The following is a 13,566-nucleotide window of genomic DNA, read 5'->3' on the forward strand; positions in this document are numbered from 1 at the left end:
TTAGGCTCCTACGGCAGCAGAAGTGAAGCGCACGTAGCCGTTCGCGTCGAGTTCCTCGGCCAGCTCGGCGCCGCCCTCGGCGACGATCTTGCCGCCCACGAACACGTGCACGAAGTCGGGCTTGATGTAGCGCAGGATGCGGGTGTAGTGGGTGATCAGCAGGATGCCGCCGGTCTCCCGCTCCTTGTAACGGTTCACGCCCTCGGAAACAATCCGCAGCGCGTCGACGTCGAGGCCCGAGTCGGTCTCGTCGAGCACGGCGATCTTCGGCTTGAGCAGGCTCAGCTGCAGGATCTCCTGGCGCTTCTTCTCACCACCGGAGAAACCCTCGTTGACCGAGCGCTCTCCGAAGGCCGGATCGATCTCCAGCTCGGCCATGCCCTCCTTGACTTCCTTGACCCAGGTGCGCAGCTTGGGGGCCTCGCCGCGGATCGCGGTGGCGGCGGTGCGCAGGAAGTTCGACACCGAGACGCCGGGCACCTCGACCGGGTACTGCATGGCCAGGAACAGGCCCGCACGAGCGCGCTCGTCGACCGACATCTCCAGCACGTTCTCGCCGTCGAGGGTGATGGTGCCCTGGGTGACGGTGTACTTGGGGTGGCCGGCGATGGCGTAGGACAGAGTCGACTTGCCGGAGCCATTGGGGCCCATGATGGCATGGGTCTCGCCCGACTTGATGGTCAGGTTCACGCCCTTGAGGATCTTGATGGGCTCGGCGTTCTCGTCCGGGCTGGCGACCTCGACGTGCAGGTCCTTGATTTCCAGGGTGGTCATCGAATCGGATTCCTTTGCGGGATGGGAAGTATGGGATCAGGCGCCGACAGCGGCGAGCTCGGCCTCGATGGCCGCCTCGAGCCGCTCCCGGACCTCGGGGACGGAGATCTTCTGCAGCACCTCGAAGAAGAAGCCGCGCACCACCAGGCGGCGGGCGACCTCCTCCGGGATGCCGCGCGAACGCAGGTAGAACAGCTGCTCGTCATCGAAACGGCCGGTGGCCGAGGCGTGTCCGGCCCCGACGATCTCGCCGGTCTCGATCTCCAGGTTCGGCACCGAGTCGGCGCGCGCACCATCGGTGAGCACCAGGTTGCGGTTCAGCTCGTAGGTGTCGGTGCCCTCGGCGGCCGCCCGGATCAGCACGTCGCCGACCCACACGGTGTGCGCGTCCGGCTTGGCCGAGGTCGGATCACCCTGCAGCGCACCCTTGTACTGCACGTTCGACTTGCAGTTGGGCTGCGAGTGATCGACCAGCAGACGCTGCTCGAAGAACTGGCCGTCATCGGCGAAGTACACGCCCAGCAGTTCGGCGTCGCCGCCCGGGCCCGCGTAGCGCACATTGCCGGTGAGCCGCACCAGATCGCCACCGAGGGTGACATTGGTGTGGCGCAGGAGGGCGTCCCGGCCCAGCATGGCGTGATGCGCGGTGACATGCACGGCGTCGTCGGCCCAGTCCTGGACCAGGATCACGTTCAGCGCCGCGCTGTCACCGAGGATGAATTCCACGTTCTCGGCATAGGTTCCGCTGCCGCGCTGGTCGACGACCACGGTGGCGCGGGCGAAATTGCCGAGGCGGACCTGCAGGTGCCCGTAGGCGACCTTGCCCTCGCCCGGGCCGGTGATGGTCACGGTGACCGGTTCGGCTACTTCGGTTTCCGCGCCGACCGTGATGACGGTGGCGGCGTCGAAACCGGAGTACGCCTGCGCGGCAACACGATCGGTGGGGGTACCGCCCTCGCCGAGGCGAGGGTCGGTGCGCTCCACGGTTTCCGCGGTGACACCGGCGGGCGCGGTCACCTCGACGGTCGGCTGACCGTCCTTGACGGCGGTGCCGTCGTGCAGGCCGTTGAGGCGGCGCATCGGGGTGAAGCGCCACGCCTCGTCACGGCCCGAAGGGATTTCGAAGGCGTTCACGTCGAACGACGCGAACACCTCGCCCTTGTTCAGGGCAGGGGTACGAGCCTCAGCGGCCTCGGCAACGTTCTCCACGGCCATCAGCCGACGGCTCCTTCCATCTGCAGTTCGATCAGGCGGTTCAGTTCCAGGGCGTACTCCATCGGGAGCTCCTTGGCGATGGGCTCCACGAAGCCGCGCACCACCATGGCCATCGCCTCGTCCTCGGTCAGACCGCGGGACATCAGGTAGAACAGCTGGTCCTCGGACACCTTCGAGACGGTCGCCTCGTGGCCCATGGTCACGTCGTCCTCGCGGATGTCGACGTAGGGGTAGGTGTCGGAGCGGGAGATGTTGTCCACCAGCAGCGCATCGCACTTCACGGTCGACTTCGAGCCGTACGCGCCCTTGTTCACCTGCACCAGGCCGCGGTACGACGCCCGGCCACCGCCGCGCGCCACCGACTTGGAGATGATGTTCGAGGAGGTGTTCGGCGCCAGGTGCAGCATCTTCGCACCGGTGTCCTGGTGCTGGCCCTCACCGGCGAACGCGATGGAGAGCACCTCGCCCTTGGCGTGCTCACCGGTCATCCACACGGCCGGGTACTTCATGGTGACCTTGGAGCCGATATTGCCGTCGACCCACTCCATGGTCGCGCCGGCCTCGGCCTTGGCACGCTTGGTCACCAGGTTGTAGACGTTGTTCGACCAGTTCTGGATCGTGGTGTAGCGGCAGCGGCCGCCCTTCTTCACGATGATCTCCACGACCGCCGAGTGCAGCGAGTCCGAGGAGTAGATGGGCGCGGTGCACCCCTCGACGTAGTGGACGTAGGCGTCCTCGTCGACGATGATCAGCGTCCGCTCGAACTGACCCATGTTCTCGGTGTTGATGCGGAAGTACGCCTGCAGCGGGATGTCCACGTGCACGCCCGGCGGCACGTAGATGAACGAGCCACCCGACCACACCGCGGAGTTCAGCGCGGAGAACTTGTTGTCACCCGAGGGGATGACCGAGCCGAAGTACTTCTGGAACAGCTCGGGGTGCTCCTTGAGACCGGTGTCGGTGTCGAGGAAGATGACGCCCTGCTTCTCCAGGTCCTCACGGATGGAGTGGTAGACGACCTCGGACTCGTACTGGGCCGCGACACCGGCGACGAGACGCTGCTTCTCGGCCTCCGGGATGCCCAGCTTGTCGTAGGTGTTCTTGATGTCCTCGGGCAGCTCCTCCCAGGACGCGGCCTGCTTCTCGCTCGAGCGCACGAAGTACTTGATGTTGTCGAAGTCGATGCCGTCGAGCTTCGAGCCCCAGCTCGGCATGGGCTTCTTGTCGAAGATGCGTAGTGCCTTGAGGCGGAAGTCGAGCATCCATTCGGGCTCGCTCTTCTTGGCCGAGATGTCGCGCACGACCTCCTCGGACAGTCCGCGCTTGGCAGCGGCACCGGCGACATCCTTGTCGGCCCAGCCGTACTCGTAGGTACCCAGGGACGCGATGGTCTCTTCCTGGGACAGCGGCTGCACCTGGTCGGTGGTCGTCGTCATTCGGCACTCCTTCCGGAGTCATGTGTAGAAGTCGTCGCGGGCTGCGCGACGGGGGTCTGGGCGGAACTTTCGGGGGCGGTATCGGGCATAGCGGGCGAAGCAATGAGGGGAACGTGCGTGGTGCAGGCGCAGTCACCGTTGGCGATGGTCGCCAGGCGCTGCACATGCGTGCCGAGGATCGCGCGGAAGGCCTCCAGTTCGGCCGCGCACAACTCCGGGAATTCCTCGGCGACGTGCGAGACCGGGCAGTGGTGCTGGCAGATCTGCACGCCGGCGCCGACCTTCCGGGTCGAGGCCGCGAACCCGGCGTCGGTGAACGCTTCCGCGATCTCCTCCGCCTTGGCCTCGGTCTCGGCCGGGGCGTGGACGGCGAGATCGCCGACCCCGGCCACGATGGACGCCACCCGCTTGCGCGCGAAATCGGCGATGGCCTGATCGCCGCCGATCTCCCGCAGCTGCCGCATGGCCGCTCCGGCGAGGTCATCGTAGGCGTGCGCGAGGCGGCCCCGGCCGGTGGCCGTCAGCTGGTACTGCTTGGCGGGACGGCCGCGGCCCTTCTGCTGCCACGGCGCCGACCTGGTCGCCTGCGCCTCACCGGACTCGATGAGCGCGTCCAGATGCCGTCGCACCCCCGCCGGACTCAGACCCAGCCGCTCGCCGATGGCGGTCGCGGTGATCGGGCCCTCCTCCAACAGCAGCTTCACGACAGCTTCGCGCGTGTGTCCCTCACCCGCCGGTCCGGGCACGACAACGGACCGGGCACCGTCGTTCTGGTGCCCGGCCTGTTCCGCGTTCCGCAAACCCACGGTTTTCACAACACAAGTGTGACGGAATTCCATTCCTCGATCCAGTAAGGGTCCCCTGACCGAAAATGCGCGACCTGGGAATATGGCGTCGCATGTGAGCTGGCACACCATATACATCCCGGCAATTCGGAAATCAGGGCCGGTCATGAGGGGTTCTGGACGGGTGTGAACAGTGTGCTCGTAACGGGTGGGACGGGAAATGTCGGCCGAGGAGTAGTCGCGGAACTGGCGGCGGCGGGGGTGCGGACTCGGGCCTTGGTCCGGGATCCGGCAGCCGCCGGGCTTCCCCCGGAGGTGGAGGCGGTGCGCGGCGATCTGTCCGAGCCGGGTTCGTTGGCGGCGGCCGCGGACGGGGTCGATTCCGTACTACTCATCTGGCCGTTCCATGACGCCGAGAACGCCGAACGCGTGGTGCGGGCGTTGAGCGGATCGGATCGGCGGCTGGTGTATCTGTCGTCGACCACCGTGAACGACCAAGGGCCGCAATCGGATCTGATTCCGCTGGTGCACGCGGAGATGGAGGCTGCGGTCGAGGCGCACGCGGCGGAGTGGACGGTGTTGCGCGCGGACACCCTCGCCTCCAATGCGCTGAGCTGGGCGGGTCAGATTCGCGCGGGTGCCGTGGTGCGCGGGTTCGCGGTCGCGCCGAGTGCGGTCGTGCACGAAGCGGATGTCGCCGCGGTGGCGGCGCGGCTGCTCACCGAATCCGGGCACGCCGGGCGGAAATACCTCGTGACCGGGCCGCGAGTGGTCGGCCGGCCCGAGCAGGTGGAGGCCATCGGGGCGGCGCTGGGGCGTGAGCTGCGATTCGAGGCGCAGCCGCTGGACGTCGCGCGGGAGTCGATGACCGCGGCCGGTCTGCCCGCGCACCTGATCGAGGTGCTGTTGTCGATGGCCGAGTTCCGGCCGCCCTCGGACCTGGTCACCGGTGTGGTCGCCGACCTCACCGGGCGGCCGGCGCGCGATATCAGGGAGTGGGCCGTGGAGCACGGGGCGGAATTCCGGTAGCCGACCGGTCGCTTGCCGGCGCGGGTCCGGGGCGCGGGCGGGGAGAAATTCGGCGGGCGGGCATAAGTTCGACGCTGATCGAATTAGTACTGAGAGGTGGGCGCACCCCGCCCGCTCTCCGCCGAACAGCCGATCCACGAAAGCCGGTGCCAGCATGCCCTTCGCCGTATCCATCCTCGACCTGGCGACGGTCGCGCCCGGGCAGACCGCGCGCGACAGCTTCCAGCACAGCGTGGCGCTGGCGCGGGCGGCGGAACGCAGCGGGTATCGGCGGGTCTGGTACGCGGAGCACCACAATATGAAGTCGATCGCGTCGAGTGCGACCAGCGTGCTCATCGGGTACGTGGCGGCGCACACCGAGAGCATCCGGCTCGGCGCGGGCGGGGTCATGCTGCCGAATCATTCGCCGCTGGTGATCGCCGAGCAGTTCGGGACGCTCGAATCGCTGTATCCGGGGCGGATCGACCTGGGGCTGGGGCGGGCGCCGGGCAGTGATCAGGAGACCATGCGGGCGCTGCGGCGCAATCCGTCCTCGGCCGACACGTTCCCGCAGGACGTGCTCGAATTGCAGGGGTTCCTCACCGGCAACAGCCGGATTCCGGGAGTGCAGGCGGTGCCGCGGGCGGAAGGTGTTGTACCGCTCTACATTCTGGGGTCGTCGCTGTTCGGGGCGCAGCTGGCCGCGCATCTGGGGCTGCCGTACGCGTTCGCCTCGCACTTCGCGCCGGACGCGCTGCACCAGGCGGTCACCGAGTATCGGGAGCGGTTCCGTCCTTCGGAGCAGTTGGCCGAGCCGTATGTGATGGCGGGCGTGAACGTGTTCGCCGCCGAGGACCGGGAGGCCGCCGAGCGGCAGAAGACGATCTCCTATCGGGCGCGCACGCGGGCCTTCATCAAGCGTGGCGCGGCGGGGATGGACTTCTCCGACGAGGAGATCGACGCGTTCCTGGCCTCACCCAATGGCCGTCACCTGGCGGCGATGACCACCTATACCGCGGTGGGCACGCCCGATGACGTCGTCGACTACCTCGAGGATTTCGCGGCCGGGATCGACGCCGACGAGCTGATCCTCGCCCACCACACGCAGGGCGTCGAGGATCGGGTGCGGTCAGTGGAGCTCACCGGGGCGGCCGTGGCCGCGCGCGAATCCGTCACGCCCCGAAGCTGATCGGGGCGCCGCGTCAGGGACGCGGGATATTGCGGAGGTTGGATCGGGCCATGTCGACCATGCGCCCGACACCGCCCGCCAGCACGATCTTCCCGGCGGCCAGGGCGAAGCCCTTCACCTGCGCGGCATCGATCTTCGGCGGCAGCGACAGCGCGTTCGGGTCGGTGACCACGTCGACCAGCACCGGCCCGGGTTCGGCGAACGCCTTGGTCAGCGCGCCGCGCACCTGCGCTGGATCGGTGACCCGGATCGCCGGCATGCCCACGGCCGCGGCGATCTCGGCGTAGTTCACCGGCTCCTGATCGGTGCCGTAGTCGGGCAGGCCGTCGACGAGCATCTCGAGCTTCACCATGCCGAGGGTCGAGTTGTCGAACACCACGATCTTCACCGGCAGCCGGTGCCGCCAGACCGTCAGCAACTCCCCCATCAGCATGGCCAGGCCGCCGTCGCCGGACAGCGAGATCACTTGCCTCCCCGGGAAAGCCGACTGCGCGCCGATCGCGTGCGGCAGCGCGTTGGCCATGGTGCCGTGCCGCCAGGAGCCGATGATGCGGCGGCGGCCGTTGGGGGTCAGGTAGCGGGCGGCCCAGACATTGCACATGCCGGTGTCGACGGTGAAAACCGCGTCGCTGTCGGCGATTTCGTCGATCAGCGACGCGACGTACTCGGGGTGGATGGGGGTGTGGTGGTCGATGTCGTGGGTGTAGGCGTCGACCACGTTCTCGAGGACGGAGACGTGGCGGCGCAGCATGTCGTCGAGGAAGGCGCGGCTCGGTTTCTGGTGCAGCAGCGGCAGTACCGCGTCGATGGTCGCGGCCACGTCACCGTGCACGGCGACGTCGACGATCACGCGGCGGCCGATGTGGGCGGGGTCGCGGTCGATCTGGGCGACGCGGCCGTCCTGCGGCAGGAAGGTGTCGTAGGGGAAGTCGGTGCCGAGCAGGATCAGCAGGTCCGCTTCGTGGGTGGCCTCGTAGGCCGCGCCGTAGCCGAGCAGGCCACTCATGCCGACGTCGTAGGGGTTGTCGAACTGGATCCACTCCTTGCCGCCGAGGGCGTGGCCGATCGGGGCGTGCAGGCGCTCGGCCAGGGCCATGACCTGCGCGTGCGCGCCGCGCACACCCGCGCCCGCGAACAGCGCGACGGTGTCGGCGTCATTGATGGCCTCGGCGAGACGGTCGACCTGGTCAGCCGGCGGGACGACCGTGGCAGCGGAAGTCACCAGATCCGAGGGGCGGCCACGGTTCTCGGCGTCGGCGCTGAGCACGTCACCGGGGACGACCAGGACCGACACCCCGTGGCGGCCGAGGGCGGTCTGCATGGCGATGGTGGCCAGGCGCGGCATCTGGGCGGGGGTGCTCACCATTTCGCAGAAGTGGCTGCAATCCACGAAGAGTCGTTCGGGGTGGGTCTCCTGGAAGAAGCCGGTGCCGATCTCGCGGCTCGGGATGTGCGAGGCGATTGCCAGCACCGCGGCGCCATTGCGGTGCGCGTCGTAGAGGCCCTGGATGAGGTGGGTGTTCCCGGGTCCGCAGCTGGCCGCGCAGACGGCGAGGCGACCGGTGAGAACCGATTCCCCGCCGGCGGCGAAGGCGGCGCTCTCCTCGTTGTGACAGTGCACCCACTCGATGCCCTCGGTGCGGCGCAGGGCGTCGACGAAGGGGTTCAAACTGTCACCGACCAGGCCGTACACCCGTTGGACTCCGGCGGCGACGAGGGCGTCCACCAATTGACTGGCAACCGAGTTCCGACCCATCATCGCTCCGTTCGCCGTACCGAGACCGGGCATGATCGAAGGTCACTTTAACCGACATCGGACACACTGGTTGCTAGATGGTTGCCGCCGTGTCCGTATCGGCGGGCTTGCCCGAGGCGACCCGGCGATCGGCGGGACGGGTCGCCCAGGAGACCGCCGTCAACGTGGCCATGACGAGCAGGATCGGCACCTCGATGAGCTTCTCCCCGGTGGTCAGGTGCGAAGCGATGGCTCCCGAATAGACGAAGAAGGTCCCGGCATAGGCCCACTCCTTCACCAGCGGCAGCCGCGGGGCCAGCAGCGCCACCGCGCCGAGCAGCTTCCAGACGCCCAGGATGACCAGGAAGTAGGTCGGATAGCCCAGGGCCGTCACGACCTGGCGAACATTCGCGGTCCGGGCGACATCCCACCAGCCGCCCACCGCCAGTTCGGCGGCGACCAGCACGGTCGAGGTCCAGTAGAGGAGGGCGCGGTCGGGGACCATTCGTGTGACGATGGTGTGTGTAGTCATGTCACCGCGACGTTCGGCGAGCACGAAATATGTCGGTCAGCGACTCCGGATCCCCCGCAGCCCGATTCGAGCGGCGGCGCGCCCACCTGACCGCCCAGGCCTTCCGGATGCTCGGCGCCTCCAGCGAGGCCGAGGACGCGGTGCAGGACACGTGGATGCGCTTGAGCCGCACCGATATCGACACCATCCGCAATCTGGACGGCTGGCTCACCACCGCACTGTCCCGGATCTGCCTGGACGTGCTGCGCGGCCGCCGGGTCGATGACCGGTTCCCGCTCGGGCCGGGCGCACCGGAGCCGTTTCCCGAGGCCGCGATCCTGGAAACCCCGGAGGACCGGGCGATTCTCACCGACGAGCTGGAACGCGCGGTGCTGGTGCTGCTGCGGCGACTCCCGCCCGCCGAACGGGTCGCGTTCGTCCTGCACGACATGTTCGCGGTTCCGTTCTACGAGATCGGCGAGATCCTGGACCGGACGCCGAACGCGGCGCGACTACTGGCGAGCCGGGCCCGGCACCGGGTGCTCGACGACTGCGACGGGCTGCGACCCGAGGCGCTGCGGGAGCACCGGATCGTGCGGGCCTTCCTGGCCGCGGTCCGGGCCGGGGACATCGAGGCGGCGCTCACCGTGCTGGATCCCGAGATCATGGTGTCCGCCGATCGGGTGGCCGCACCCGGATCGGTGCCGGTCACCGCGCAGGGCACGCGGGTGGTGGCCCGGTTGGCGGCCGGTTTCGCACGGCGCGAGGAGTTCTCGGCGGTCATTCTGATCGACGGGCGGCCGGGCGCGCTGGTGGTGTCGCACGGCGAATCGCCGGAGGTCATGGTCTTCACCATCGCCGCCGAGCGGATCACCGCCATCGAGGTGATCGCCGAGCCGGAGGCGCTGGCCCGCCTGCGGCTCACGGTGCCCGATTTCACCGCGTGATCGGGGTCGACCTCAGGGTGAATGCGCCTCGACGGCAACGGCTTCGGCCAGACTCAGGCGCAGCAGCCGGGCCATGGACTCCGACACCGTGTGCAACGGCTCGTCGGTGCGGCGCACCCGGGCCAGGATGGTCGCGCCCTCGTAGGCCGCGACCACCGTGGTGGCCAGCCCCCGCGCCTCCCCCGGCTCCAGGCCCAGCTCGATCAGCAGTTCGGTGAAACCGCGCGCCATGGCATCGAATGCCGAAACGCACGCCGTGCGCACCGATTCGACATCGCTGCCACCGTCCAGGGCGGGCGTGCCGACCGGACAGCCGGTGGTCCAGTCGGTCTCGTCCAGCTTGCCGGCCATGAAATCGAACAGCGTTGCCGCGGTGCCGAACACATCGCCGGGGGCCTGCCCGATCATGCGGCCGAACAGCACCCCCGTGCCGGTGATGGCCGCGACCGCGATCTCCTCCTTGCCGCCGGGAAAGTGGTGGTAGATCGACCCATACGGCAGCCCCGCCGCCTCGCTCAACTTCTTCAGCCCGAATCCGTGGTAGCCGTGCCGGGCTAGCAACCCGGCCGCGGCCGCCTCGATTCGCCGTTTCGAATCGGACACCATTCATCCAGAGTATGAGCGGGGTCCGACACCGGCAGGGCGAATCGTGTTCGGGCAGTGGAGCAACCGGGCGTGAGCGGGCCGGATCAGCCGAGGGCGGCGATGGCCGCACCGAGCTTGGCGGCGGCGGTGTCGGCCACCTCCTTCAGCCCGGGATCACCCGCGACCTGCACCAACAGCTGCGGATCCATGGCTTCGACGAGTACCGCCCCCTCGCGTGAACGGTCGTCGCGCACAATCACATTGCACGGCAGCAGCAGGCCGATCTGGCGGTCGACCTCGAGGGCGGCGTGGGCCAGGGGCGGGTTGCAGGCGCCGAGGATGAGGTAATTCTCCAGGTCGGCGTCGAGCTTCTGCTTCATGGTGGCGGTGACGTCGATTTCGGTGAGAATGCCGAAACCCTGCTCGGACAGGGCCTTCCGGGTGCGCTCCACCGCGGTGGCGAAATCGGTGTAGAGGGTCGTCGACAGGGCGAGGGTCATCACGCGGTCCTTTCGGTTGCGGGACTGCCCGTCCGGGGCACGCCCAGACGTCGCAGGAGCAGGGTCACCGGACACCAGCCGGCGAACCCGTAGAGCAGCAGGTTGGCCGCCACGAACGTGGTCAGCAGCAGCCACCAGGGCGAGAACGCGAGCACCAGCGCGATGCTGATCAGCACCATGGTTCCGGCCAGGACCGGCACGATGCGGTCGATGGTCCAGCGGCGGGTCGCGGTCATATGACTTCCTTTCGATCCCGGCGTCAGGCGAGCGCCAGGAAGAGTTTCTCCAGTTCCTCGACCGTCATCGGCTCCGAACCCTCGGCCTGTTCACCGGTCAGGCAGTCGCGCAGACCGGTGGCGACGATCTTGAAGCCCGCGCGGTCCAGCGCCCGCGAGACCGCGGCGAGCTGGGTGACCACGTCCTTGCAGTCGCGGCCCTGCTCGATCATGGAGATCACGCCCGCGAGCTGGCCGTGGGCGCGGCGCAGGCGGTTGAGGACCAGTGCGATGCTGTCTTCGTCGCCGATCATGAGGGTTCCTTCCCTGAGTTCGATGACTCCATCATACCCCTGGGGGTATGTGAGGGCCGTGAGAGCGGGCTCACCGTTTTCCCACGGCCCCCACCGTTCAGTGCGCGAAGCTGATGTCCGGCAGCACCTTGCGCAGCCAGCGCGGCGACCACCAGGCGGCATGCCCGGTCAGGCGCAACAGCACCGGCAGCAGGATCAGGCGGATCAGCACGGCGTCCAGCAGCACGGCCACGCCGAGGATGATGCCCATCTCCTTCGGCGGCAGCGGATCGGCCAGCGCGAAGGTGAAGAACACCGCCACCATGACCGCCGCCGCGGCCGCGATCACCCGGCCCGAATGCGCGATGCCGTCGATATGGGCCACCGCGGGATCCCCCGAGCGCTCGTAATGCTCCTTCGCCGTGGCCAGCAGGAAGACCGTGTAGTCCATCGCGATCGCGAAGATCATGGCGAAGAAGAACACCGGACCCCAGCCGTCCAGGAAACCCTGCGGGGTGAAGCCGAGCAGGCTCGCGCCGTGGCCGTCCTGGAACACCAGCTTGGCCACGCCGAACGCGGCCGCGGTGGACAGCAGGCTGACGCCCGCGCCGAGCAGCGCGATCAGCGGAGCGCGCAGAGCGACCAGCAGAAGCAGGAAGCCCAGCACCAGGATGATGCCGACGACCAGGGGCAGGTAGTCGTTCAGGGCCTGTTGCAGGTCCAGGTTCTCGGCGACCGCGCCGCCGACCAGCGCGTCGGCCGGGAGGGCCGTGCGCAGGGAGTCGACGATGTCGCCCATGGCCGGATCCGACGGGTCGACGGCCGGAGCCGCCTGGATCAGGACCAGTCCGCTGCCGTCGCCCGCGGGCTGCGGCGGCGAGACCATGCCGATCCGGCTGTCCGAGGCCGCGATTCGCGCGACATCGGCGGCGTCGGAGGCCGGGGCCACGATCTGCAGCATGCCCGGCGCGCCCAGCCCGAATTCGCGCTGCACCAGTTCGTAGCCCTGGCGCACGGAAGAATCCTCGGGCACCACCTGAATCGAGGGCATGGCCACCTTCAGGCTCGTCACCGGAATCGCGAGCGCGATCAGCACCAGCAGCGAACCGATGGCGAACGGCCACGGGCGGCGGTGCAGCAACTCTCCCCACTTGGCGAAGACCGGCGAACGATGCTGCTGGCGCGCCACATACGGCAGCGAGCCCGCGTTCACGCGCTTGCCCAGCGCGCCGAGCACGGCGGGCAACAGGGTCAGCGTCGCCAGCAGGACGAACGAGACCGCGAACATGATGCCGACCGCCATGGTGCGCACGGCGGGCGCGGGCACCACCAGCACCGCCGACAGGCTGACCAGCACGGTCAGACCGGAGAGCAGGACCGCCTTGCCCGCGGTGGCCATGGTGACCGCGACCGCGGTGCGGGGTGAGGTGTCGCCGCGAATCGCGTCACGGAAGCGCGAGACCAGGAACAACGCATAGTCGATACCCAGGGCGAGGGCGAACATCATGGCGAAGTTCATGGCCCACACCGAGATCGGCGTGATCTGGTTGAGCAGCACCAGGCCGCCCGCGGAGGCGACCAGACCGGTGAGGGTCAGCAGCAGCGGCAGACCGGCGGCCACCAGGGAGCCGAAGGCCAGCACCATGATCGCCAGAGTGACCGGCCAGGAGAACATCTCGGCCTTCATCATCGCGTCGTGATTGGCCTTGTTGAAGTCGCTCCACAGCGCCGAGGCGCCGGTCGGGTAGATGTCGAAGCCGTCGGCGGCGACGTCCCGCAGTTTCGGGCCGAGGTCGGTGACCGCGGTGACCATGTCGTCGGTGCTCGCGTTCGCACCCGCCAGCAGGATGCCGGTGTGGCCGTCAGGGCTCACCGATCGACTGGGCGTGGGCGGGACGATCGCGCCGAAGCGGCTGTCCGCCTGGAGGACCGCGGTGAGGTCGGCGACCAGGCGCTGCGCGTCGGGGCTGTCCATGGCGGCGGTGTCGGAGTGGATCACGACCTGCACGGCGGCGGCCGAGTTGCCGCCGAAGTGTTCCTGCGCGAGGTCGCGGACCTGCACGGATTCGGAGCCGTCGGCCTGCCAGCCCGCGCCGGCGAGAGAGTCGAACACCGACGGCGCGGCAGCGCCGAGCGCCACCGACAACAGCAACCAGAAGCCGAACACCCAGCGGGCGCGGTCGGCCATGACCGCGCCGAGGCGGCCCAGGAGACCGCCGGGGGCGGCCGTGCTCGGAGAAGCGTCGGCGACGCCGACTGTCGTACTTCGCATCTGAGACTTCCTTCCATACCCCCTGGGGTATGTCACGACTATACCCCCAGGGGTATCTGAAGCAAGCGGGTGTGACCGACGGCAACCACCGGGCACACCCT

The 13,566-nt window shown here is 68.7% G+C and carries 14 protein-coding genes; 3 read left to right on the forward strand and 11 right to left on the reverse strand.

Annotation, left to right across the window (positions count from 1 at the left end):
- From sufC to ABZ382_RS02850, 4 genes are read right to left on the reverse strand one after another with little or no spacing between them, the layout of a single operon-like run.
- Positions 1–774, reverse strand: a complete 774-nt coding sequence (sufC, locus tag ABZ382_RS02835; protein WP_357082959.1) for a Fe-S cluster assembly ATPase SufC — start codon at positions 772–774, stop codon at positions 1–3.
- A gap of 36 nt (positions 775–810) precedes the next feature.
- A complete protein-coding gene (sufD, locus tag ABZ382_RS02840; protein ID WP_357082962.1) occupies positions 811–1,989 on the reverse strand; it encodes a Fe-S cluster assembly protein SufD in 1,179 nt (392 codons plus the stop codon).
- The gene (gene sufB, locus ABZ382_RS02845) at positions 1,989–3,425 is read right to left on the reverse strand and encodes a Fe-S cluster assembly protein SufB (protein WP_357082965.1); all 1,437 of its coding nucleotides are present in this window, start codon (positions 3,423–3,425) and stop codon (positions 1,989–1,991) included. The genes sufD and sufB overlap by 1 nt, the downstream gene beginning before the upstream one ends.
- Positions 3,422–4,264 (reverse strand): metalloregulator ArsR/SmtB family transcription factor, encoded by an 843-nt coding sequence (locus ABZ382_RS02850; RefSeq protein ID WP_357082968.1) that lies wholly within the window; start codon positions 4,262–4,264, stop codon positions 3,422–3,424. The genes sufB and ABZ382_RS02850 overlap by 4 nt, the downstream gene beginning before the upstream one ends.
- A gap of 141 nt (positions 4,265–4,405) precedes the next feature.
- Here ABZ382_RS02850 and ABZ382_RS02855 point away from each other — a divergent pair, with 141 nt between their 5' ends.
- Together ABZ382_RS02855 and ABZ382_RS02860 are read left to right on the forward strand one after the other, a co-directional pair.
- A complete protein-coding gene (locus tag ABZ382_RS02855; RefSeq protein ID WP_357082971.1) occupies positions 4,406–5,239 on the forward strand; it encodes an NAD(P)H-binding protein in 834 nt (277 codons plus the stop codon).
- Positions 5,240–5,393: 154 nt separating this feature from the next.
- Entirely contained in the window at positions 5,394–6,407 is a 1,014-nt protein-coding gene (locus ABZ382_RS02860) for an LLM class flavin-dependent oxidoreductase (protein WP_357082974.1), read from the forward strand.
- Positions 6,408–6,420: 13 nt separating this feature from the next.
- Here ABZ382_RS02860 and ABZ382_RS02865 read toward each other — a convergent pair whose 3' ends face one another.
- On the reverse strand, positions 6,421–8,163 hold the full coding sequence (locus tag ABZ382_RS02865; protein WP_357082977.1) for a pyruvate dehydrogenase: 1,743 nt from the start codon (positions 8,161–8,163) through the stop codon (positions 6,421–6,423).
- Positions 8,164–8,236: 73 nt separating this feature from the next.
- Positions 8,237–8,674 (reverse strand): DoxX family protein, encoded by a 438-nt coding sequence (locus tag ABZ382_RS02870; protein ID WP_357082980.1) that lies wholly within the window; start codon positions 8,672–8,674, stop codon positions 8,237–8,239.
- A gap of 29 nt (positions 8,675–8,703) precedes the next feature.
- Between ABZ382_RS02870 and ABZ382_RS02875 the strand changes: the two genes are divergently transcribed.
- Positions 8,704–9,600: a sigma-70 family RNA polymerase sigma factor gene (locus ABZ382_RS02875; protein WP_357082983.1), complete on the forward strand. Its 897-nt coding sequence runs from the start codon at positions 8,704–8,706 to the stop codon at positions 9,598–9,600.
- A 12-nt stretch (positions 9,601–9,612) separates the two neighbouring features.
- On the opposite strand, the gene ABZ382_RS02880 is transcribed toward ABZ382_RS02875, so the two are convergent.
- The 5 genes from ABZ382_RS02880 to ABZ382_RS02900 all read right to left on the reverse strand — a co-directional run bounded on the left by ABZ382_RS02880 (position 9,613) and on the right by ABZ382_RS02900 (position 13,465).
- Positions 9,613–10,206, reverse strand: a complete 594-nt coding sequence (locus tag ABZ382_RS02880; RefSeq protein WP_357082986.1) for a TetR/AcrR family transcriptional regulator — start codon at positions 10,204–10,206, stop codon at positions 9,613–9,615.
- 83 nt (positions 10,207–10,289) lie between these two features.
- Positions 10,290–10,685: a DUF302 domain-containing protein gene (locus ABZ382_RS02885; protein ID WP_357082989.1), complete on the reverse strand. Its 396-nt coding sequence runs from the start codon at positions 10,683–10,685 to the stop codon at positions 10,290–10,292.
- The gene (locus ABZ382_RS02890; protein ID WP_357082992.1) at positions 10,685–10,921 is read right to left on the reverse strand and encodes a DUF2892 domain-containing protein; all 237 of its coding nucleotides are present in this window, start codon (positions 10,919–10,921) and stop codon (positions 10,685–10,687) included. The genes ABZ382_RS02885 and ABZ382_RS02890 overlap by 1 nt, the downstream gene beginning before the upstream one ends.
- Positions 10,922–10,944: 23 nt before the next feature.
- The gene (locus ABZ382_RS02895; RefSeq protein ID WP_213556139.1) at positions 10,945–11,214 is read right to left on the reverse strand and encodes a metal-sensitive transcriptional regulator; all 270 of its coding nucleotides are present in this window, start codon (positions 11,212–11,214) and stop codon (positions 10,945–10,947) included.
- Between the two features lie 97 nt (positions 11,215–11,311).
- The gene (locus ABZ382_RS02900; protein WP_357082996.1) at positions 11,312–13,465 is read right to left on the reverse strand and encodes an MMPL family transporter; all 2,154 of its coding nucleotides are present in this window, start codon (positions 13,463–13,465) and stop codon (positions 11,312–11,314) included.
- Between the last annotated feature and the right edge of the window lie 101 nt (positions 13,466–13,566).

The organism is Nocardia sp. NPDC005825, from assembly GCF_040630175.1.
GTDB lineage: Bacteria > Actinomycetota > Actinomycetes > Mycobacteriales > Mycobacteriaceae > Nocardia.